Annotated in this window: 18 protein-coding genes, 1 tRNA gene and 3 pseudogenes; 10 read left to right on the top strand and 12 right to left on the bottom strand. The window is 63.3% G+C overall.

What is annotated here, in order from left to right:
• Positions 1–6: 6 nt before the first annotated feature.
• Positions 7–792: a UTP--glucose-1-phosphate uridylyltransferase AglF gene (aglF, locus tag AArcCO_RS10060; protein WP_259533297.1), complete on the bottom strand. Its 786-nt coding sequence runs from the start codon at positions 790–792 to the stop codon at positions 7–9.
• Positions 793–967: 175 nt separating this feature from the next.
• Between aglF and carB the strand changes: the two genes are divergently transcribed.
• The gene (carB, locus tag AArcCO_RS10055) at positions 968–4234 is read left to right on the top strand and encodes a carbamoyl-phosphate synthase large subunit (protein WP_259533296.1); all 3267 of its coding nucleotides are present in this window, start codon (positions 968–970) and stop codon (positions 4232–4234) included.
• 1 nt (position 4235) lies between these two features.
• Here the strand turns inward: carB and AArcCO_RS10050 are convergent, their stop codons facing one another.
• Both AArcCO_RS10050 and AArcCO_RS10045 read right to left on the bottom strand, forming a co-directional pair.
• Entirely contained in the window at positions 4236–4748 is a 513-nt protein-coding gene (locus AArcCO_RS10050) for a redoxin domain-containing protein (protein ID WP_345780887.1), read from the bottom strand.
• Positions 4745–4999 carry a glutaredoxin family protein gene (locus AArcCO_RS10045; RefSeq protein WP_259533294.1) on the bottom strand — a complete coding sequence of 85 codons (255 nt, stop codon included), beginning with the start codon at positions 4997–4999 and terminating at the stop codon, positions 4745–4747. Before AArcCO_RS10045 ends, AArcCO_RS10050 begins: the two co-directional genes overlap by 4 nt.
• A 224-nt stretch (positions 5000–5223) precedes the next feature.
• Here AArcCO_RS10045 and AArcCO_RS10040 point away from each other — a divergent pair, with 224 nt between their 5' ends.
• Entirely contained in the window at positions 5224–6537 is a 1314-nt protein-coding gene (locus AArcCO_RS10040; protein WP_259533293.1) for a hemolysin family protein, read from the top strand.
• A 51-nt stretch (positions 6538–6588) separates the two neighbouring features.
• On the opposite strand, the gene AArcCO_RS10035 is transcribed toward AArcCO_RS10040, so the two are convergent.
• The 3 genes from AArcCO_RS10035 to AArcCO_RS10025 all read right to left on the bottom strand — a co-directional run bounded on the left by AArcCO_RS10035 (position 6589) and on the right by AArcCO_RS10025 (position 8536).
• The gene (locus AArcCO_RS10035; protein ID WP_259533292.1) at positions 6589–7785 is read right to left on the bottom strand and encodes an inorganic phosphate transporter; all 1197 of its coding nucleotides are present in this window, start codon (positions 7783–7785) and stop codon (positions 6589–6591) included.
• Positions 7786–7789: 4 nt separating this feature from the next.
• On the bottom strand, positions 7790–7924 hold the full coding sequence (locus tag AArcCO_RS10030; protein ID WP_259533291.1) for a DUF7859 family protein: 135 nt from the start codon (positions 7922–7924) through the stop codon (positions 7790–7792).
• A 72-nt stretch (positions 7925–7996) separates the two neighbouring features.
• Positions 7997–8536 carry a DUF5813 family protein gene (locus AArcCO_RS10025; protein ID WP_259533290.1) on the bottom strand — a complete coding sequence of 180 codons (540 nt, stop codon included), beginning with the start codon at positions 8534–8536 and terminating at the stop codon, positions 7997–7999.
• A gap of 132 nt (positions 8537–8668) precedes the next feature.
• On the opposite strand from AArcCO_RS10025, the gene AArcCO_RS10020 reads away from it, so the two are divergent.
• Together AArcCO_RS10020 and AArcCO_RS10015 are read left to right on the top strand one after the other, a co-directional pair.
• Entirely contained in the window at positions 8669–9322 is a 654-nt protein-coding gene (locus AArcCO_RS10020; protein WP_259533289.1) for a DUF7119 family protein, read from the top strand.
• A gap of 95 nt (positions 9323–9417) precedes the next feature.
• Positions 9418–9490, top strand: a tRNA-Arg gene (locus AArcCO_RS10015).
• 346 nt (positions 9491–9836) lie between these two features.
• Here AArcCO_RS10015 and AArcCO_RS10010 read toward each other — a convergent pair.
• The 3 genes and pseudogenes from AArcCO_RS10010 to AArcCO_RS10000 form a co-directional block, all read right to left on the bottom strand.
• Positions 9837–10118, bottom strand: a complete 282-nt coding sequence (locus tag AArcCO_RS10010; RefSeq protein ID WP_259533288.1) for a type II toxin-antitoxin system RelE family toxin — start codon at positions 10116–10118, stop codon at positions 9837–9839.
• The gene (locus AArcCO_RS10005; RefSeq protein WP_259533287.1) at positions 10115–10393 is read right to left on the bottom strand and encodes a ribbon-helix-helix domain-containing protein; all 279 of its coding nucleotides are present in this window, start codon (positions 10391–10393) and stop codon (positions 10115–10117) included. Before AArcCO_RS10005 ends, AArcCO_RS10010 begins: the two co-directional genes overlap by 4 nt.
• A gap of 85 nt (positions 10394–10478) precedes the next feature.
• Positions 10479–10616, bottom strand: a pseudogene (locus tag AArcCO_RS10000) (site-specific integrase); the annotation flags it as partial.
• A 259-nt stretch (positions 10617–10875) separates the two neighbouring features.
• Between AArcCO_RS10000 and AArcCO_RS09995 the strand changes: the two are divergent.
• Positions 10876–11013 (top strand): annotated as a pseudogene (locus AArcCO_RS09995) (SWIM zinc finger domain-containing protein); the annotation flags it as partial.
• A gap of 42 nt (positions 11014–11055) precedes the next feature.
• On the opposite strand, the gene AArcCO_RS09990 reads toward AArcCO_RS09995, so the two are convergent.
• Positions 11056–12315, bottom strand: coding sequence for an RNA-guided endonuclease InsQ/TnpB family protein (locus AArcCO_RS09990; protein ID WP_259533285.1), 1260 nt, complete (start codon positions 12313–12315; stop codon positions 11056–11058).
• A gap of 144 nt (positions 12316–12459) precedes the next feature.
• On the opposite strand from AArcCO_RS09990, the pseudogene AArcCO_RS09985 reads away from it, so the two are divergent.
• Positions 12460–13152 (top strand): annotated as a pseudogene (locus AArcCO_RS09985) (SWIM zinc finger family protein); the annotation flags it as partial.
• 15 nt (positions 13153–13167) lie between these two features.
• Here AArcCO_RS09985 and AArcCO_RS09980 read toward each other — a convergent pair.
• Both AArcCO_RS09980 and AArcCO_RS09975 read right to left on the bottom strand, forming a co-directional pair.
• Positions 13168–14559 (bottom strand): ATP-binding protein, encoded by a 1392-nt coding sequence (locus AArcCO_RS09980; protein WP_259533284.1) that lies wholly within the window; start codon positions 14557–14559, stop codon positions 13168–13170.
• Between the two features lie 209 nt (positions 14560–14768).
• Complete coding sequence (locus AArcCO_RS09975; RefSeq protein ID WP_259533283.1) at positions 14769–16310, bottom strand: oligosaccharide flippase family protein; 1542 nt, start codon at positions 16308–16310, stop codon at positions 14769–14771.
• A gap of 406 nt (positions 16311–16716) precedes the next feature.
• On the opposite strand from AArcCO_RS09975, the gene AArcCO_RS09970 reads away from it, so the two are divergent.
• The 4 genes from AArcCO_RS09970 (at position 16717) to AArcCO_RS09955 (ending at position 20525) form a co-directional block, all read left to right on the top strand.
• On the top strand, positions 16717–18207 hold the full coding sequence (locus AArcCO_RS09970) for a S8 family peptidase (protein WP_259533282.1): 1491 nt from the start codon (positions 16717–16719) through the stop codon (positions 18205–18207).
• Between the two features lie 92 nt (positions 18208–18299).
• The gene (locus AArcCO_RS09965; RefSeq protein ID WP_259533281.1) at positions 18300–18689 is read left to right on the top strand and encodes a DUF2237 family protein; all 390 of its coding nucleotides are present in this window, start codon (positions 18300–18302) and stop codon (positions 18687–18689) included.
• 214 nt (positions 18690–18903) lie between these two features.
• On the top strand, positions 18904–19257 hold the full coding sequence (locus tag AArcCO_RS09960) for a pre-peptidase C-terminal domain-containing protein (RefSeq protein WP_259533280.1): 354 nt from the start codon (positions 18904–18906) through the stop codon (positions 19255–19257).
• A gap of 218 nt (positions 19258–19475) precedes the next feature.
• The gene (locus tag AArcCO_RS09955; RefSeq protein WP_259533279.1) at positions 19476–20525 is read left to right on the top strand and encodes an enolase-like domain-containing protein; all 1050 of its coding nucleotides are present in this window, start codon (positions 19476–19478) and stop codon (positions 20523–20525) included.
• Positions 20526–20529 lie beyond the last annotated feature (4 nt).

Raw genomic sequence — 20529 nt, 5'->3', positions numbered from 1 at the left:
GGTAGATCACTCGCCGTCAGTAACTTCGACGGACTCTTCGCCGTCGGCGGCTGACTCCACCGACTCCGGCTCGACGCCGATCTCTCCGGTCAGTCGGCGCTCGGCCTCCTCCCGGTCCTCCGGGTAGCCGACGTCGATGCGCCAGCCGTCCATCCGGATCGCGTCGATCGTCCGCCCGCTCTCGATCAGCAGGTCGATGGCCTCGCTGATCTCGTACTCGCCACGGTTGGACGGCTGGACGAGGTGACACGCGTGGAAGATCGCCGGCGTGAACGTGTAAAAGCCGGTCATTACGAGGTTCGTTGGCGGCTCTTCGGGCTTTTCGATCACGTTCGTAATCTCCCCGTACTTGTTCGTGTCACACACCCCGTATCGGGAGGCCTCGTCGTACGGGACTTCCTCGACGAGGAACGCCGCGTCGGCGCGTTCCTCCCGCTGTCGGCTGACCACGTCACCGAGGTTCGCCCGGAAGACGTTGTCTCCGAGCATCAACATGAAGTCGTCCTCGACGTGTTCTTCCACCGTGAGCAGCGCGTGGGCGAGTCCGTTCTGCTCCCGCTGGTGGGTGTAGGTGATCGGAATCCCGCGGAACTCGTCGCCGTAGTGGCTGATGATGTCCTCCTTTCGATAGCCGACGACGACGACGAACTCGTCGGCGTCCAGGTCCGCGAGCTGTTCGAAACAGTGGGTCAAAAGGGGCTTGTCCGCGACTTCGACCATCCCCTTCGGTTTGTCGTCGGTAAGTGGGCGGAGGCGAGTCCCCTTCCCGGCGGCGAGTACGACAGCTTTCATAATTTTGACTCTCTCGATTCGGACACAAATACTTTCGCCTCTGCAGCGAGTTCCTCCACAGTTCGAGAGCAACCCCTGTGGCTCGATACCACATAGCTTACGATTTTCGAAAATTTGCTGCGAGAATCGTACTATATCGCCGACCTTATTACGATGAACACACTGTAGACTGGTGATGACCGACGAGAACTCCCCGGGTGAAACACACACGGGGTCAGACGACCGGACCATCCTGCTCATCGGCAGCGGACCGATCCAGATCGGACAGGCAGCGGAGTTCGACTACTCCGGCGCGCAGGCCTGTCGAGCGCTCCAGGAGGAGGGTGCCCGAGTCGTCCTCGTCAACTCCAACCCGGCGACGATCATGACCGATCCGGAGATGGCCGATCGGGTGTACATCGAGCCGATCACGACGGAGGCGATCGCGGAGATCATCCGGATCGAGGAGCCGGACGGGGTGATCGCCGGCCTGGGTGGACAGACTGGACTCAACGTCACCGCTGAACTCGCCGAGCAGGGCGTACTCGAGGAGTACGACGTCGAGATCATGGGAACGCCGCTGGACACGATCTACGCCACCGAAGACCGCGATCTCTTCCGCCAACGGATGGAACGGATCGGCCAGCCGGTTCCCCGCTCGACGACAATCTCCCTTTCGGAGGGTGAGTCGCTGACCGACTTCGACGAAGGGGCGCTGAGAGATCGCGTCGAGGCGGCCGTCGAGGCGGTCGGTGGGCTGCCCGTGATCGCCCGGACGACCTACACCCTCGGCGGCTCCGGCTCCGGTGTCGTCCACGAAATGGACGAACTGGTCGAGCGAGTCCGGAAGGGACTACGGCTCTCGCGCAACCACGAGGTGTTGATTACCGAGTCGATCGCCGGCTGGGTCGAACTGGAGTACGAGGTGATGCGCGACGCCGGCGACTCGTGTATCATCATCTGCAACATGGAGAACATCGACCCGATGGGGATCCACACCGGCGAATCGGTCGTTGTCACACCCTCGCAGGTGATCCCCGACAGGGGCCACCAGGAGATGCGCGACGCCGCACTCGAGGTGATCCGCGAGCTGGGGATCCAGGGCGGCTGTAACATCCAGTTCGCCTGGCGCGACGACGGCACGCCCGGCGGGGAGTACCGCGTCGTCGAGGTGAACCCCCGGGTCTCTCGGTCGTCGGCGCTCGCGTCGAAGGCGACCGGCTACCCGATCGCCCGCGTGACCGCGAAGGTCGCGCTCGGCAAGCGGCTCCACGAGATCGAAAACGAGATCACCGGCGAGACGACCGCCGCCTTCGAGCCCGCAATCGACTACGTGGTCACGAAGGTTCCGCGCTGGCCCAAAGACAAGTTCGACGACGTCGAGTTCGACCTCGGGACCGCGATGAAGTCGACCGGCGAGGCGATGGCGATCGGCCGGACGTTCGAGGAGTCACTTTTGAAGGCGTTGCGCTCCTCGGAGTACGACCCGGCAGTCGATTGGGCGGACGTGAGCGACGTCGAACTGGAGCAGGAGCACCTGGAAACGCCCACGCCGGACCGTCCGTACGCGATCTTCGAGGCGTTCGAGCGGGGGTACACCGTGGACGATTTGGTGGAGCTGACCGGCATCAAAGAGTGGTATCTCGAGCGGTTCGAGCGCGTCGCCGACGCCGCCGAGCGCGCCCAGGACGGAGAGTTCACGCCGGCGGCAACCGCCGGCTACACCGACGCCGAAGTCGCCGCAATCGCGGGTGCGGACGTCGGCGACGTCGAATCGTCGGTCCCCGACAGGGCGTTCAAGCAGGTGGACACCTGTGCGGGCGAGTTCGAAGCGTCCACGCCGTACTACTACTCCTCGCGTCTGCCCGAATTTCTCGCGGGCGGTGGAAGCGACGACACCACGACCGGAACAGACGAGCTCCAGGTCGACCGGGACGCCGAAAGCGTCGTCGTGGTCGGGGGCGGGCCGATCCGGATCGGACAGGGCGTGGAGTTCGACTACTGTGCCGTCCACGCGGTGACTGGGCTGCGGGAGCTGGGAATCGACGCCCACGTGGTCAACAACAACCCGGAGACGGTGTCGACCGACTACGACACCTCGGATGGGCTGTTCTTCGAGCCGATCAGCCCCGAGGAGGTCGCCGACGTCGTCGAGGCGACCGGCGCCGACGGCGCGATGGTGCAGTTCGGCGGGCAAACGTCTGTCAACGTCGGGGCGCCCCTGGAGGCGGAACTCGAGCGTCGCGGGCTCGACTGTGAGATCATGGGCACCGGCGTCGAGGCGATGGACCTCGCGGAGGACCGCGACCGCTTCAACGTGCTGATGGACGAGCTCGGGATCGCCCAGCCGGAGGGGGGCACCGCGACGAGCAGGGAGGGCGCCCTCGAGCTGGCCCGCGAGATCGGCTATCCGGTGTTGGTGCGCCCCTCCTACGTGCTGGGCGGTCGGGCGATGCGAGTCGTGCGCGACGACGCCGAACTCGAGGCGTACATCGACGAAGCGGTTCGGGTGTCGCCCGACAAGCCGATCCTCGTCGACGACTTCCTCGAGAACGCGATCGAGCTGGACGTCGACGCGGTCTCGGACGGCGAGCACGTGCTGATCGGCGGGATCATGGAGCACGTCGAGTCGGCTGGCGTCCACTCGGGCGACTCCGCCTGCGTCATCCCGCCCCGGTCGCTGGATTCGGCGACGCTGAGTCGCGTCCGCGAGGTCACAGAAGAGATCGCCCGCGCGCTGTCGACGGTCGGGCTGTTGAACGTCCAGCTCGCGGTGACCGGGGTCGAGGACCCGGCCGCGGAACCGACGGTGTACGTGCTGGAGGCGAATCCCCGCTCCTCGCGGACCGTCCCGTTCGTCTCGAAGGCGACCGGCGTCCCGATCGCCAAGCTCGCCGCGAAAGTGATGGCCGGTCGATCGCTGTCGGAGCTCGAGGCCGAAGAACGGATTCCCGAGCACCACAGCGTCAAGGAGGTCGTGCTCCCGTTCGACCGCCTGCCGGGATCGGATCCCCGCCTCGGCCCGGAGATGAAGTCCACCGGCGAGGTGATGGGTACCGCCCGGTCGTTCGGCAAGGCCTACGACAAGGCGCAGTCGGCCGCCGGCGCGGGGATCCCCAGGTCCGGGACGGCGGTGGTCGACCTGTCGGCCCCCTCGGTGCTCGGAACCGAAACGGACCCGGAGACGGAATCGGCGCTCCGGGAAGGGTTCGCCGAGCGGTTCCATCTCGCGGAGTACGACGACGAGACGGCGCTTTTGGACGCCTTGCGGGCCGGCGAGATCGATCTACTGATCTCTCGGGACCGCGAGGCGCTTTCGGTCGCCGTCGAGGAAGATGTCCCGTACTGTTCGACGATCGCGAGCGCCCGGGCGACACTTGAGGCGCTCGTACACGCAGAGGAACCGCTGGACGTGATGGCGGTCTCCGACCGTCCGCGTCGGGTTGGCGAGTGGGGGCGGTAGGTCACTCGGTCCGAGCGAGCTGTCGTTGGATCTCGTCGTAATCGGGGAACTCGGGCCACTCCGAGGCCACCCAGACGTATTCGATGGTTCGGTCGGCGGCGAGCAAGAACACCGCCGGCCGCGGTTCTTCGATGCCGGCCATTCCGTCGAGCTCGTGGGCGATCCCGTACGCTTCGGCGACGCCGTTTCCCGGATCCGAAAACAACCGCGAGTCGATTCCACGGGCTGCGATGAACGACTTGTGCTCGTAGGGCGTCGAAATGGAGACGCCCACGACGGTCGCCGTTGTTTCCCAACCCCGATCGCGGATCTCGTTGTACAGATACGTCGCCGGGAACGAGCCGTCCATCGGATGAAAGACCAGAAGCGTCGGCTCCGGCCCGACCACCTCGGACAGCGACGTGTCTTCCCAGTACTCGTCGTTCACCAGCGGCCTGGTGAAGTCGGGGGCCGTCTCCCCTTCCGCCGGATGATCTGCCGGCGGGAGTTCGACGACGTCGAACTCGACCATCAGTTCTCCCCGTACGTTCGCTGGAGGTACTCGACGATGTTTCCGCTCTCGGACATCGTGACCCCCGTTTTCTCGTCTACGATCACCGGGACGCTCCGTTTCCCGGAGACGCGTTTTACCACGTTCCGGTCGGAGTGCATCGGTTCGACGAACCGAGACTGGTAGGAGACTCCGAGTTCCTCGAGGAGCCGCACGACGCGTTCGCAGTACGGGCACGCCTGAAGTCGATATACGGTGATGTCGGCCGAAGTCATGGCCGATCTGTCGGGTTGCATCCGGGTAACGGCTTCGACTGCGGAATTCAGCATCTTTCGAGTCGTGGGTTTCCCGCCGCAGCCGCTGTGTCGACGAGAACGTTCCGGGTGCGGAGGGCAATCCTTAATTTTCCCGCCCGGGAAGGGCTAACGGTATGGGCTTGTCGCTGCCGACTTCGTTTGCGCCTGCAGTGGTTGGTGATTCACCGGCCGTCCTCCAGCTAATGGGATCGGACCCGACCACGATAACGATCCTGGGCAGCATCGCGATCCTGGTGTTGCTCGGGCTGTCCGCCTTCTTCTCGTCTTCGGAAATCGCGATGTTCTCGCTCCCTCGTCACCGGGTCGACACGCTCGTCAACGAGGGTGTCAAAGGGGCAAAGACGGTCCAGCACCTCAAGGACAACCCCCACAGACTGCTGGTGACGATCCTCGTGGGCAACAACATCGTCAACATCGCGATGTCCGCGATCGCGACGACACTTTTCGCGATCTACATGAGTGAGGGACAAGCCGTGCTGGCGACGACGTTCGGTATCACAGCGCTGGTGTTGCTGTTCGCGGAGACCGCGCCGAAGTCGTACGCGGTTGAGCACACCGAATCGTGGGCGCTGCGGATCTCTCGGCCTCTCAAGTACTCCGAGTACGTGCTGTTGCCGCTGGTGATTGTCTTCGATCACCTCACGCAGGCGATCAACAGGATCACCGGCGGGCGGGCCGCGATCGAGTCGACGTACATCACTCGCGACGAGATCCAGGACCTCATCGAGACCGGGGAGCGCGAAGGCGTCATCGAGGAAGAGGAACGGGAGATGCTCGACCGGATCTTCCGGTTCAACAACACCATCGCGAAGGAGGTGATGACGCCGCGACTCGACGTGACTGCCGTACCACGGGACGCGACGGTCGAGGAGGCGATCGAGACGTGCATCCAGTCCGACCACGAGCGCGTGCCGGTGTATGAGGGGAACCTCGACAACATCGTCGGCATCGTCACCGTCCGCGACCTGGTCAGGGAGCAGCGATACAGCGAGGGCGAACCCTCGCTCACGCGGGTCGTGAAACCGACACTGCACGTTCCCGAAAGCAAGAACGCCGACGAACTGCTCGAGGAGATGCAGGACAACCGGCTCCAGATGGTGATCGTCATCGACGAGTTCGGGACCACCGAGGGATTGATCACGCTCGAGGACATGGTCGAGGAGATCGTCGGGGACATCCTCGAGGGCGACGAGGAGGAGCCGATCGAGTTCGTCGACGACGACGAGGCGCTGGTTCGCGGCGAGGTGAACATCGACGAGGTGAACGAGGCACTCGAGCTGGAGATCCCCGAAGGCGAGGAGTTCGAGACGCTCGCGGGCTTTATCTTCAATCGGGTTGGACGGCTAGTCGAAGAGAGCGAGGAGATCGAGTACGACGGGATCACGATCCGGATCGAGGAGGTCGACAACACCCGGATCAAACTCGCCCGGATCGTCATCCACGAGCGGCCGGGCGACGGTGACGAGGAGGACGCGACCGTGGAAGTCGAAGACTAGCACCTTCGTGGCATTCAGCTCTGTTCGGTGAGTTCGTGCCGAGCAAGCGAACTATGCGAAGATCAGTTCGGCTACCGAGAAGATCCCGAACCCGAGCGCGAGCGCAAGCGCGAGCGAGCCGACCCACGCGAGGACGGTGTACCCCATCTTCCGGCGCGACACGCCGGCCTGGCCGGCAGCGTAGCCGGCGCCGACGATCGCCGAGACGATGATCTCGTTGAACGAGACCGGAATGCCGAACGCGACGGCGGTCTGGGCGATCGCAAACGACGGGATCAGCGCTGCAATCGACCGACGGGGCCCCATCGAGGCGTAATCTTGGGCGATCGCCTTGATCATCCGCGGGGCGCCGGTCCAGGACCCGAGCAGCAGGCCGAACCCACCCCCGAACAAAAGCGCCCAGAGGGGAACCCCGCTGCCGTCGAACAGCGGCACGAGCGGGCCGATGGCGAGCCCGACCTGCGACCCGCCGGCCGAAAATGCGACGAGCCCCCCCATTACGAGGAGAAATCGACGCTGTCCACCCACGAAATCGCGTCGCAGATCCGCGCCGAGGAGTCCCGCCGCAAGCAGGGCGACTCCGAGCGTCGCCGCCGGCACGCCGAGGTCGATCCCCGCGGCGCTCGGCAGCGAGACCGACGCCGCGAGTGTCTCGGCGATCGAGCCGTCCTCGCCCGCCGGCCCGAGCACGGCGAAGCCGACGTTGGCCAGAACGGCGCCGACGACCCCGGCGAGGGCGGCCGTCACCCGACGTTCGTCGAGCCACTTGGCGTCGAGCAGTTTGACGGTGCCATAGGCGACCCCGCCGCCGACGAAGGGGGTGAGGATCCACAGCGCAAGGATCTCTGCGTACTTCGCCCAGGCGGGGTCGCCACCGAGTGCGAGCCCGACACCGACGACCGCGCCGGTGACGGTGAAGGCGGTGGCGATCGGATAGCCGCTGAACACGCCGACGGCGACCAGTGTGGCCGCGACGACGAGCGCGACGATCGCCGCGGTTGCGGTGAGGGTAACTCCGCCGATCAGCTCCGTGCCCACTGCCTCGGTCACGTTCGCACCCTGGAGGACGGCGCCGAGAAAGCCGAGCACGCCCACGACCAGCCCGGCCCGGAGGACCGAGATCGCGTTCGCCCCGACCGCCGGCGCGAACGGCGTCGACCCCGAGGAGCCGGCGCCGATCGCCCACGCCATAAAGAGGCTCGCGATCCCGGCGATCAGGAAGGTCGCGGCTGCTTCGATCCCGATCATCAGGTCACCGTTGCTGACCGTCGCGGTAGCCCTCCCGGAGCCCCATCAGCGTCCGGCGGACCAGGAGGTATCCGAAGAAGAACAACCCCAGCAGGAACAACAGCAGGAAAATAAAGACCAGGTCCAGATCGGTTATCATACCCGGCGATATCGCGGCCGACGGCAAAGGCGTTTCGCCACGGTCGCCCGTGCGAGCACGACGAGGATCCGGTTACTCGGCGGGATAGGACGTCTCGTCGCTTCCACCCGTCGCGTGCGCGTCCGAGAGGATCTCGGAGACTGGGGATTCGTAGTCGTATCCGGGGATGATCCCCTGGACGTAGGTTCCCTCGACGTAGTCAGCGATCGCGGCGGCGTCGCCGACGCCCCGACGGACGTTCCGATCTTCAAGACTCGCTTCCACGACGGCGATCCGGGTTTCCTCGTCGTCGATCGACCGCCGAACCGACGGGGAGACGTCGCGGTCGGCTTTCAGGACGCCGCCGACGTCTGCAACGCGGAGTTCGAACGTCTCGTACCAGCCGTCCTCGACGACGTCGGCCACGTGATCGCCGGTGACCTCGTCGAGCATCGGCACCCGGACTGTCAGGTGAAAGGTGACCACGGCGTCCTCGCCCGTCCCGGACGCGGTAGGTTCGACGGTCGCCTCGAAGGGGGTCGTCGTGTACCGGAACTGGTGGGGGTCCGGCGTCGGTTCGAACGCGGAGTGGTCGCGGAACGCGCGTCGGACGCGTTCGGGGAGTTCGTTCATGTCCCGTTTCAGGAGATGGGACGGCAAAAGCGTCGCGTTCGGCCTCGACTGACGTCAGCCACAGCGTCATCGATCGTTGCGACGCTTGCCTCTCGCGAGACGTTTTACTGTCTGGATCCCCTGGCTGTGCCAATGACCGACAGGGAAGCCGATCGCGAGGAGCCGGTCGGGGAGCCGGTCGTGCGCTCGGACCCGGCCGTCACCGGCGAGCGAGCCGCGGAGGCGGTCGGGTTCGATCCGGACGATCCGGACGACCTGGCGGCGGCCGCGCGCACCGTCCGGGAGTTCGCGAACGACGCCATCGGCGACGACCACGTGTTGATGCTCCGGGGGGCGGCAGCCTGTGCGGCGCTCGTTCGCGGGCTGGACTCCTACACGGCGGCGGCCGAGCGTGCCGGCGATGAGGTGTCGGTGGCGTTCATCCGGAAGTGGGCCCGGGTGCACGCGCTCCCGCAGTCGATCCGGCGGCACGTCGCCCGCGGGGAGATCGCTCCCAGCGCGGCCAAACACGTCGCCCGGGTGTCCGGGGAGGCGCGGTACCTGCTTGCGTTTGCGATCCTCGATGGCGGACTCACCGTCAGGGAAGTCCGGGCGATCGCCTCGGAGGTGAACGACGGGCGGCCGATCGCGGAGGTGCTCCGGGAACGGGACGTCACGCTCGGCGAGGTTAGGGTGACGCTACCGGAGGACACGTACGTGGAGCTCAGGCGGCGGGCGTCGATGGAGGACACTGACCCCGACGAGATCCTTGTGGAGGCTCTCTCCGCGTACTTCGACGGGGAGTGACCGTCGGTTTTCTCGGGTGGGGATCGCGGTTCCGTCAGGCGACTGTCGGAGCGAGTCAGAAGCGTTAAACGCACGGCGGTGATATCGCGGCGTGAGGGCGCGTAGCTCAGCGGACAGAGCACTTGGTTCCGGACCAAGATGCCGCGGGTTCAAATCCCGTCGCGCCCGCTTTCTGTCCGAACGAAGTGAGGACGAAAGCGGTATCCAGGGATTTGAACCCTACCAGTCGCGCGCAGCGAAGCGAGCACGTCTGGTTCTGGTTCAAATCCCGTCGCGCCCGTTCGTTCGCTTTTCGAGGTCTCACTCCGTTCGACCTCGCAGCTCACTCACGGGCGCGACTTACCCCCGTTCGCTTTCCGAGGGGCTCCCGGTGGTCGCCCCTCGCCCCGCTCACGGGGATCCCGTCGCGCCCGTAGCAGCCTAATCGCCGTACAGCGTCGGGGTGTTACTGTTTTTGCGAGGTTGAGCGTTGCGCTACGTGACGAACGCAAAATAAACGTGGGCGAAACCGAACTCAATCGTCGCCTCTGTACGCGTTGCCTCCCCGTTTTCTGATCGCGACCACGTACAGTACTCGTTGGTCACGATCAGCGCGGCAGCCGAGCCGGAACTGTCCGACCCGAAGCTTCTGATGTGGGGCTCCCGCAAGCGGTTCGAGGTGGTCCGTTGGCTCCCGCCATTGATCGGTGACAACTTCCTCAAGCTTGGAGATGATCCGATCGCGAGCGTATTCGTCGAGTGCGTCGAATTGTCGCTTCGACCGATCAGTGAGCTGCCAGTCCCACTCCTCGCTCATCGCTCGTTTGCATCGTCACGACCGTACTCCGCTTTGATCTCCTCGCTGGAGTGTGTTCGGCCCTCTTGAATGTCGACCTCGCTCGCAGCGATCGCCTTGAGATCCGCACGGTTGAACTCGGGATGCTTGACCGCGTCACGAAGGACGTCGCGGACGAACTCGCTACGGCTGTTGTATCCGAGGTCTTCCCACGTTGCGTCGACATCGGAGAGAAACGTCTCCGTGATTCGGATGTTGACAGTCGTTTTTTCAGGCGGTGAACTAGCTTCGGACATACAGCTGTGTTGAAATTGTGTAGCAATAACGATTACGGGAGCATAGAGATTACCGATGCATCTTCGTTACTGCACAATTATTCAGTTCTTCCTCACCACACCAGCGTATGAAGTGACCGAGGCGGGAGCTGTGCGAGTACAGCGTCGCCTTCGACACGTCGGTCTCGCGGTCGGCGAGGTACAGTTCTACTCCGGTTTCCGGGTTGAGTGGTTCGAGCCTCATCGCTCTTGGTTCGCGAACCACGTTCTGGCCCCGATCTGAACTGTCCGAAATCAGGCGGCACAGGCCTGAAAGGACGATTCGTTACCGGCGGTAACGCGCGCCCGTACTAGGTTAATCGCCATACAGCATCGGGATAACGCTGTTTTTTGAGAGGTTGACCGTTACGATGCGGAACGAAAGCGAGAGTGATCCGAGTGACACGAAAGAACTGTACGACGCATCGATTTTTCGGGTTCGCGACGGAATATCTCTCCTGTACATGGACGTGACCGTGGACGACGTTCGCGAACTCTGTACGGACGCGGTCTATGAGCGCGGCGAGAACTACCTCGCAGAGGGCCGGATCAGGGAAATTCATCGCGTCAACAGTACCGTGACAGCCGTCTTGACATCCTCCCCGCGCTGAAGCGCAAGGATTCCCACGGTGGGATATTAGGGTTTACGGGACGACCTGTTCTTGTGGGGCTACTCGCCCCGTGGATGTGTCGAACAGGCGTACCGATGGCTGTGCCAAACAGCCGTTACTCCTATCCTCTCCAGGATTTGGAGTTACCGTCGCTCGCATATTCTCCGCCCCGTTTAAATCGCTATTGGCGACCAGACCACACTCCTCACAGACGTACAGCCCACGTTCAACACGGTTTGAGTCGGCTACCGTCCCACACTGACAACACGTTTTCGACGTTTTCAATCCCGCTTCATCGACCCGCTCTACGTCGATCCCGCGCTCTTCGGCCTTGTACTCGATGTGACTGAGAAGCGTCTCGAACGCCCAGTCGTGCAACCGTTTGTTGCCGTGGCGTCCCCAGTCTGTATCAGCACGAATCTCTTTTGGATGCCCAACTGCGATCGTACCGACGCCGTGTTGCACACACTGGGCTACAATGTCTTTCGACAGTGCGTGCAGGAAGTGGTCTTGTCGCCGTGATTTCTTCCGGCGGGCCCACTGTGCTTTCTGGCTGGGGCCGTTCTCGCCTTCCGTATCGTACTCTTCGTGTCGGAAGTAGTGCGCGTCTTCTTTCAGGGCATTCCCTGGATACAGCAGCGTCTCGTCTCCAAGCGAGACTGCGGCTGTGTTGCAGATGCCGAGGTCGATCCCTGCTGTCTTCTCACCGGGTGTCTCCGGTGAGTCAACCCGCATCTTGCAGACGAAATGCAGTTCCCACCGCTGGCCGTTCCAGACCGCACGCACAGTCTGGACGCTTTCGGCATCAGCCAGCGTCCGGTCTGTCTGTGGCGTGTATTCACAGAGAATGTAGTCAGCGGCGTACCGCGACTCTTTCATATTCGTCCCCTTGGAGAGCCGAACACGGTCGTATTGCGTGTCGAGTTTGAAGCCCTGATTTTTCCACGTCACCGTTGAGCGTGGATGTTCATCGCCATGCTTGCGGTAGCCGGGCGGATTCGCGTCGGGGTCATCCTGTTCGTACCATGATGTGAACGCTTCACCGAGTTCTTGAAGAACTCGCTGACTGGATTGAGAGTGCAAATCCGCGTAGCGGTCGTGGTATTTGAGATACGAACACAACTCGTCGGCGTCTGGAATGTGACCGATAGCGTCCCAGACGCGCTGAATTGTCCATCGCCCGACGTTCCACAGTTTGCTGGCGGCGAAGCCATGCGAATCGAGATCGTCACGGACTTGCGAGGGGTTGTCGATACTCGCTTTGATGGTCCGAGTGACGACTTGATTCGACACATGTAAGCATGATATTTTTAATTACATAATTGTTTGGATTATCCCTCACGGTGGACTAGCCAGTCGTAGCTATGAGCGTGGGTTGATTCCCAGTTGTCGGCTTCATCCCCGCGCTGAAGCACGAGACTTTCGCCTCGATTTCCCGTAAGCGGCAGCCGTCAGTACGACGTTCGCGTCGACCTCGTGGCCGACGGGTTCGCCCCATGGTGTGACTGTCCGTACGACGGTCCGGGCACCTGCAAACACGTCGTCGCCGTGCTGCTTCGGTGTGCCGACGAGTTCCCCGAGGATGAGGGTGGCGGACTCCATAACGCGCTCGATGATGCCGACGACGAACTCCGCGCATTCTTGCGCGAGGTGCTCGCTACTGACGCCGATCTCTGTAACCGGTTTTTCGCCCGCTTCGGAGAATCGACGACGCGGTCGGTCGACGAGCTCCGTGCCGCGATCGACCGAGAGTTCGAGGAGACGAATCCCGAGTACTACGTCGTCTTCGAGCCGATCGACTTCATGCAGTGGTTCGACCTCGCGAACGAATATCGCGAGCAGGGACGGTACGCGTCGGCGGCGACCGTCTACCGGGTGCTCGTCGAGTCGCTCGACGATAACATGGAGCGCGTCGACGGCGCGTACGACCACTTCTCGGATGCGTTCAGTCGGGCACTCGACGGGTACGTCGACTGCGTCGCGGCCGCGGAACGCGACGCCGGTGCGGTCACGGATGCTCTCGAGTTCCTCGACGAGCGGGCGGCGTCGGGGACCCCGTTCCTCGCGGAACACTTCGAGCGGGCGGCCGTCGGGCTTCGGGATGAAGAGAGGGAACAGTCACGCGAGTAGCTCACGCGGCGTTGGCTAGTTCCGGAGCGCATCGACGACGTCCTCGAGTTCGAAGAGTCGAAGATCCCCGCGCTCGGCAGCAGTATCACGCAGGCTCTCGGTGAAGCCGGCGCGTGAGAACAGGGCGTACTCGATGTGCCGGGACCCACCACTTGGCGGCGTCCACCGGAGCTCTTCGACGTGCGACTCCAGCGAGCGGAGCGCGTCGTGGCCGGTCCGCGACGAGCGGTACTTGCACTCGCCGACGACGAGCGCCTCCGCGTCAGTAAGACCGACGACGTCGATCTCGTGGTCCTGATACCACCACTGTCCGACGTCGACGAGTGGGGTCTCGTCGTATAGCGTCCACAGGCCCCGACAACAGAGGGCCTCGAACGCCGGCGCGATAAAGTCGGCCATCTCCGGCTCGACCAGCCGCTCGTACGCGTTCTCGCCGAACTGATCGTACCGATCAGTGCTCCCGTACAGGAACCGGAACCAGAACCGGAAAAGCGGGTCTCGGAGCCGGTACTGGCTGCGTTTGGAGCGTTCGGGCTTCTCAGTGACGGGAACGTGTCGTTCGATGAGGCGTAGTCGCGAGAGCCGGTCGAGGTACATCGACAGCTGGTTGTACTCGATTCCGGTCGCACCGGCGATCTCGTTGCGGCTGGTCGCTCCGCCGGCGATCGCTTCGAGGATCGAGAAGTACCGGGTCGGCTCCGTCAGCTCCATCCTGAGAACATACTCCGGCTCGTTTCGAAGTGAGCCATGACGGCTGAGGACCAACTGCTGGACGTTGTCGCCGAGTGAGCGGTCATCGTCCAGTTCCTCGAGGTAGTACGGAACGCCGCCGAACACGCTCCATGCACGCACGATCTCGTCTGCTGACGCCTCGTCCGAGAGGAACGCCGAGACGTACTCGAACGGGAGCTGGCGGATGTCGAGTTTCATCGAGGTCCGTCCGTACAGGGGGCTGTCACCGAGGACCGTCGCCTCCTCCATCATGCTGATCGACGATCCCACAAGGACGAACGTGGTACTCGAGGAATCGAACTCGTGGTCGAACAGTGCCTGTAGTACGGACGGGAGACTCTCGTCCTGCTCAATCAGATACGGAAACTCGTCGAGGACGACGGTCGCGTCACGCTTGCCGAGGTACGTGAGCAACGGTTCCCAGTCGAGGCGGATATTCTCGATACCCGGGAACGAGTCGCTCGCCGCCTCAACAAACTGTTCGATCTGGAGCTCGGCGGTCTTTTGCCGTGCTTGATAGAAGATCGCGTCTTCGATGCCTTCGAGCGCCTTCTTCACGAGCCGCGTTTTCCCGAGCCGCCGCCGACCGTACACGACGCCGAGTTCGGCACGGTCCGACTCGAAGAGATCGTGCAGACGGGCGAGTTCCTCCGACCGATTCACGAAGGCAGTCATAACGGCCAGTCGTGCGGCCGAGAATAAAAATATTCTGGATAATCAAATTTCAGAATATCATAATCTCAGATATTGTTCGAGAGTTGTAAGTGTTTTCCGTAGAGTCAAATCACTAGTCACGATCGTGCTCGTCCAATCGTTTCATAGCGCAGTGTGAACGACCAGCCTCTCGATTCGACTCAGAAACTGTCGAAGAGTCCGTCATTGCCTCATCGGCCTGGCTCTCCACGCAGAGCCGATAGATCGGCCCGGTAACCCGCCGCGAGTTCGCGAACGACGAACCGGTCGCGGGGGTCGACGCCGAGTAGGTGAAGCGCACCCAGGTACGTCGCCACGCCGACGACGATTCCGGGGAGGACGGCGAGGCCACCCGGCAATCCGATCCGGACAGCCCACATCGCGATCCCGGCCACTACGCCGGCTGCAATCGGGGTGAAGAACGTCCGGTCGAACGGCCACAGCCCCTCGAACCGGCGCAACAACAGCACCTGGAGCCCGTTCTGGACCGAGATAGCGAGAGACGTCCCGAGGGCCGCGCCGACGAGCCCGAACCGCAGGATGAACGCGTAGGTCAACACCACGTTCAGCACCGCGAGCAGCCAGTCGAGGATCATCCGGGCGTACTGGTGGTCGGTCATCATCAACAGCCAGCCGGTCGCACCGACGGCGCTGCCCACGAAGACACCCCCCAGGTATACGACCAGCGGGACGTATCCCTGCACGTACGTCGGTCCGAACAGCGCGAGAAGTTCCCGTCCGTAGACGACGAGGACCGCGAGGAAGGGAACGACGGTGGTGACGATCAGGCGGGTCACGGAGGTGTAGATCGCGTTCAGCGTCTCCAGCCGATCGTTCGAGTAGAGGTCCGACGCGATCGGCGGCAGCAACTGGTTGAACGACTGCAGCGGGATCCACGCGATGGCGATCAACACGAGGAGTGCGTTGTACACGCCCGCCGCCACCGCCGTGAGCAGCGCCCCCACGAGCAGGACGTCGATTCGGTTCTGAAACACCTTGCCGAGGCTGCTCATCGCGACGGGTGCCGCGTGGTTGTAGAACCGCCGGGCTTCGCTTCGGGCGGCACGCACGGACGGCCGAATCGCCGTCACGCGTGCCGCGATCGGGACGGCGAACACGACGAGGAGGCCCGTCCCGAAGACGATTGCGGCGGCGACGCCGATCACCGAGTACCCGAGCGCGAGTGCGACGACCGCGGCGACGAGTCGAACCCCCGGCCGGAGCAGTTTGTTGAACAGCACCTCACCGCGTGCGGAGCCGACCGCCCGGAAAATGCCGGAGACGATCATGACGATACCGAGCAGCACCACCAGCGCACCGAACCACCGCATCGTCGGTACGAACGCCGGTTCTTCCACGGTGACGGCGTCGATCCAGGGCGATAGCCACCACACGCCCGCCGCGATGGCGACGCCGAACCCCACCGTGGTCGTGTAGGCCAGTCCGACAACGGTCGCTCGGCGTCCCGGCTTCTCGTCGTAGGCGGGAACGTATCGCTGTAGCGCCGGGACGCTCCCGAACGTGACCAGCCGGACGAGGATCTGTGCGATCCGCCAGGCCAGCGCGTAGACGCCGTAGGCGGTCGGTCCGAGCCCCCGTGCGAGGACGACCTCGACGGCGGTGATCAGGAGTCGCTGGCCGGAGACACCGCCGGAGGTGACGACTGCGCCATGGGCGATCGAAAGGAGAGCGTCCTGTTCGTCCTCCGGAATCGTCTCGTCGTCTCGACACACGCGTCGTAACCACCCGAATTCACCGGGCTCAAAATAAAAGTGAGTCGATCCGGAAGAACGAGAATTCAGTTCCTCCATGAACCTCACGAATCGTACTCGTGGTTCCGTCCCGCTTCGAACTGGCGGAGCCGGACGTCGGCCCAGTTCTATTACTCTGTATGAGACAGTCGCGTGGCGTCACAGGGTGACGGATTTGCACAGACAGAACCGTGAATGGAGGGATGATAGACAGAACAGTCCCACCGAGTACAGCGCAAACGCACCGTCTCCCGTCCGAGATAGGATTAAGAGGACTGGTTGTGTATAGGTATCACTCCACATGGCCAGTGGAAGACATCTCACACCTCTGGCAGCGGATCGAATCAGAGTCGAGACACGTCTTCTGCGGCAGTGTGGAGGGAACAATATGAAACAACAGCGTAGACAGACCGTTAGACGGCGCAATATCCTCCAAGCAACCGCAGGAGCGATCTTCGTCGGTGCGCTGGGAGTATCGACGACGTTCGCAGGAGTCGCTACTGCAAGTAGCGGCGACCCACGGTACGTCATCACTGCAAACCAGAACGCGAAACCACGGATCGAGCGCGCGGGATTCGACGTCAGTCACGGGCTCGCTGACGACACGGTGCTGATTGTCGTCGGATCGGAGGAAGATCAAGCCGAGCTCGAACGGATTCCCGGTGTCCAACACGTCACGCGGGACATCGAGTTCAAACTCGACGAGGTCCTCGTCGACGATTCCGCGATGGATAAATCCGCGGGACTCCATCCCGAAGGAGCGGAAACACCGGAGTACTGGGATTTCCAGTGGGAAAAGCGACGGATCAACGTCCGTGAAGCCCACGAGATAGCAACCGGTGCGGGCACGACGATCGCCATCGTCGACACAGGCATTCAACCGGATCATCCCGACCTCGGCAATCTGAACGAAACGGATAGCATCGCGATCATCGAAGGAGAGCGAATCGAAGCCGGCGAACCGATCGACGTGGGCCCGTTCTCGCATGGAACGATGGTTGCCGGCATCGCAGCTGCGCAAGGCGAAGGGATACTCGGAACCGCCCCGGACGCGGAGCTCGTCTCTATTCGCGTCTTTTCCGAAGAGGGGTTCGCCACAGGCGTCGACGTCCTGCTCGCGCTGGAGTACGCCGCCGAAATCGGCGCTGACGCGGTGAATCTCAGTCTGGGGACCGTCCCGTTACCACCCGAGGCGAATGCGGCCGGACTCAGAGCCGCCAGGGAGCGAGTCGCAAACCAGGTCGTCAGGGACGGGACAGTCATCACCGCTTCTGCGGGGAACGGTAACGCGAACCTCCAGCACGGTGGGTGGTTCCGGTTCTACTCCAGCCTGGCCGGGACGATAGCCGCGAGCGCGACCGGTGCCGACGATCTGTTGACGTTCTATTCGGATTACGGCACCAACGTGATCGACGTTGCCGCACCCGGAGGCGGAATGGCCGATGCCGTAAAGAGCTACTGTGGTATTCTGGAATATTTTTTCGAGGACAGGATTGCCGAGCCGGGCGAACAGACCCAGGTCTGTTTCGCGTATCCCGATGCGGTGTTTCCGATTCCCGTTCCGCCGGACTATCCGGGTGCCGAGTGCTTCCACTGTACCACATCCGATTACCCGTTCCCGCTCAACGCGATCCTCTCGACCACGTACAACCCCTTCACCGGGGAGTACGGATACGAGTGGCAGGGTGGAACGTCATTCGCGGCGCCACACGTCGCCGGGCTCGTCGCTCTCGTCCGGGAACTCGACCCGACCATGAATCCACGGCGCGTTGCTTCCGCGATTCAACAGGGTGCCGAGGGGAGTGCTGGGCGGAGCGACCCCGAAGTCGGTGCCGGACGGATCAACGCCTTGAGCACCGTCCAACGAGTCAAGGGCTAATCCCGCGAGGCATCACGGCGGGAAAGGAGTTGATCGCCGGGGGCAACCATCCCCGGGAGAGGAGTTTTATTTATGGAACCGAACCAGCCCCCATGCCCGAACGGAACGTTCTCGGCGGGGAACTCGCCGTCTGTGGTACTGATCCGACGACTGGTTTCGAGCGCGACGGGTGCTGTGGAACGCATCCTGACGATCGCGGGAGACACGAACTCTGTGCTGTGATGACGGATGAGTTCCTCTCGTTCAGCAAACAGCGTGGCAACGATCTCGTGACGCCGCGTCCGGAGTTGCAGTTTCCGGGGCTCGAACCCGGCGATCGCTGGTGTCTCTGTCTCGGACGATGGCTCGAGGCCCTCGAAGCCACACGGACCCGCCACCTTCCGGAGACGACCGTCCCGTTCGTCGTTCTCGACGCGACGAACGAGGCGGTACTGGATTCCGTAGACCTCGAGACGCTCGAAAAGCACGCGTATGACGTGTGACACGGCGTGTGACTGCAGAGGACTGGCGCGTGCGAGAGAGTTCCGTCCGCCGCAGTGAGTGACTAGGTGCAGAAATGCGCTGAGGCAGGCGCTGAAGGCCCGAGTCGGCTTCGCCACTGGTGACACAACAACTTACTAACTAGTTCCAGCCGTATCTGAACAGTACCCCGAGCAGTGCCCCGACGTATTTACCGAAAGAATGACACCAGAACATATGAGCGTAAACCGACGATCAGTCCTCGTCGGTGTGTTGACGGTGGTTCCGCTGTCGATTGCCGGCTGCCTCGGAGACGACGACCTTGTCGTGTGTACGAGCGTCGACGGGAGCCAGACGTTCCGCTTCGAGGCGGAGGAAGACGACGACATCGTCGTCGCGATCGACAACCGGGATGGCGATTTCACCGCCGTCGAGCTCACGACGGTCGACGATCGGGGGACCGCCCTCTCGAACCGCTCCGTCGAGGACGAAGCCGAAATCACCGTGGATGCGCCTGAAACCGGGCGGTACGAACTGTCTATCGTCGCCGCCGGGACCGCCAGCGTGACGGTGCGCTTGCAGCAGGACTAGTTAATCGGGACTGGTTCGGAAAGAGTACTTGCAGGTCGAGACTGGTGCAGAGCGAATACGGATCGGATTCGTTCACTCGAGTCCGGAGACACGGTTCGATTCGCGAGTCAGTGAGTCAGGTGTCCTACTCAGAGGGCGGTACCTTCGTGGACCGCAGCCGAAACGGAAGGCGGAGCGCGAAGAGATTTAAGGGACCGCTGCCCGTACAGAGGGAAAGAATGCTCTACGATCGCGTGGCGGATCTCGACCTGTCCATCGACGAGTTCGAGATGGCCCGTCGCGAGCGGGAGACATCGAGCGGCTTCACCCGAACGACGACGGTCATCTCCCTGCGAGGCGACGGCGAAATCGGGCGGGGCGAGGACGTCACCTACGACACCGAGGCCCACGACGCACTGTTGGCTTTCGGGGAGGAGATTCCCGTAACTGGGACGTACACCCTCGATGAGTTCTCGGAGTTCTTGACCGGTCTCGACCTGTTTCACGGCGACGAGCCGGGACAGTCGATCTACCGGAACTACCGACGCTGGGCCCTCGAGAGCGCCGCGCTCGATCTCGCGTTGAAACAGGCGGGAACGAACCTCGCAGAGCGCCTGGACCGGACGTACGACCCGGTGCGGTTCGTCGTGAGCACGCGCCTGGAAGAGCCGCCGACGGGCGATCGAATCCGTTCCTGGCTCGACCGGAACCCGGACCTCGAGTTCAAGGTCGATCCGACCTCCGACTGGACGTCGGCAGTCGTCGACAGGCTGGCCGAAACCGGCGCCGTGCGCGTGCTCGATCTCAAAGGCCAGTACCAGGGCACGACCGTCGATCAGCCCGCGGATCCGGCCCTCTACCAGCGGGTTCTGGAGGGGTTTCCGGACGCGCTCGTCGAAGATCCGGCACTGACCGAGGAGACACGCCCCCTGTTCGACGGGCACGCCGAACGGGTGACCTGGGACTACCCGATCAGGAGCGTCGAATCGATCGAGGAACTACCCTGGACGCCAGCGTGGCTCAATATCAAACCCTCTCGGTTCGGGACGGTACAGACGCTGTTCGAGACGCTGGAGTACTGCGACGACCACGACATCGACCTGTTCGGCGGTGGCCAGTTCGAACTCGACGTCGGCCGCGAGCACCTCCACGCGATCGCCTCGCTGTGGTACCCGAACGCGCCGAACGACGTCGCGCCCAGCGGGTACAACGACCCGGAACCGCGCGAGGACCTCCCGTCGAGCCCGCTGGCACCGCCGACGTCGCCGCGGGGCCTGGAGTGGAAATGAGATC

The organism is Halalkaliarchaeum sp. AArc-CO, from assembly GCF_024972735.1.
Taxonomy (GTDB): domain Archaea; phylum Halobacteriota; class Halobacteria; order Halobacteriales; family Haloferacaceae; genus Halalkaliarchaeum.
This window is presented reverse-complemented; position numbering and strand designations above follow the sequence as displayed.

What these genes read in the sequence shown, in the direction of transcription:
- AArcCO_RS09970 (WP_259533282.1), top strand. Translation starts at nt 16,717, where the DNA reads ATGAAACAACAGCGTAGACAGACCGTTAGACGGCGCAATATCCTCCAA.
- AArcCO_RS10020 (WP_259533289.1), top strand. Translation starts at nt 8,669, where the DNA reads ATGACCGACAGGGAAGCCGATCGCGAGGAGCCGGTCGGGGAGCCGGTC.
- AArcCO_RS10005 (WP_259533287.1), bottom strand. Translation starts at nt 10,393, where the DNA reads ATGTCCGAAGCTAGTTCACCGCCTGAAAAAACGACTGTCAACATCCGA.
- AArcCO_RS09980 (WP_259533284.1), bottom strand. Translation starts at nt 14,559, where the DNA reads ATGACTGCCTTCGTGAATCGGTCGGAGGAACTCGCCCGTCTGCACGAT.
- AArcCO_RS09965 (WP_259533281.1), top strand. Translation starts at nt 18,300, where the DNA reads ATGCCCGAACGGAACGTTCTCGGCGGGGAACTCGCCGTCTGTGGTACT.
- aglF (WP_259533297.1), bottom strand. Translation starts at nt 792, where the DNA reads ATGAAAGCTGTCGTACTCGCCGCCGGGAAGGGGACTCGCCTCCGCCCA.
- AArcCO_RS10025 (WP_259533290.1), bottom strand. Translation starts at nt 8,536, where the DNA reads ATGAACGAACTCCCCGAACGCGTCCGACGCGCGTTCCGCGACCACTCC.
- AArcCO_RS10010 (WP_259533288.1), bottom strand. Translation starts at nt 10,118, where the DNA reads ATGAGCGAGGAGTGGGACTGGCAGCTCACTGATCGGTCGAAGCGACAA.
- AArcCO_RS10045 (WP_259533294.1), bottom strand. Translation starts at nt 4,999, where the DNA reads ATGACTTCGGCCGACATCACCGTATATCGACTTCAGGCGTGCCCGTAC.
- carB (WP_259533296.1), top strand. Translation starts at nt 968, where the DNA reads ATGACCGACGAGAACTCCCCGGGTGAAACACACACGGGGTCAGACGAC.
- AArcCO_RS09960 (WP_259533280.1), top strand. Translation starts at nt 18,904, where the DNA reads ATGAGCGTAAACCGACGATCAGTCCTCGTCGGTGTGTTGACGGTGGTT.
- AArcCO_RS10040 (WP_259533293.1), top strand. Translation starts at nt 5,224, where the DNA reads ATGGGATCGGACCCGACCACGATAACGATCCTGGGCAGCATCGCGATC.
- AArcCO_RS10035 (WP_259533292.1), bottom strand. Translation starts at nt 7,785, where the DNA reads ATGATCGGGATCGAAGCAGCCGCGACCTTCCTGATCGCCGGGATCGCG.
- AArcCO_RS09955 (WP_259533279.1), top strand. Translation starts at nt 19,476, where the DNA reads ATGCTCTACGATCGCGTGGCGGATCTCGACCTGTCCATCGACGAGTTC.
- AArcCO_RS10030 (WP_259533291.1), bottom strand. Translation starts at nt 7,924, where the DNA reads ATGATAACCGATCTGGACCTGGTCTTTATTTTCCTGCTGTTGTTCCTG.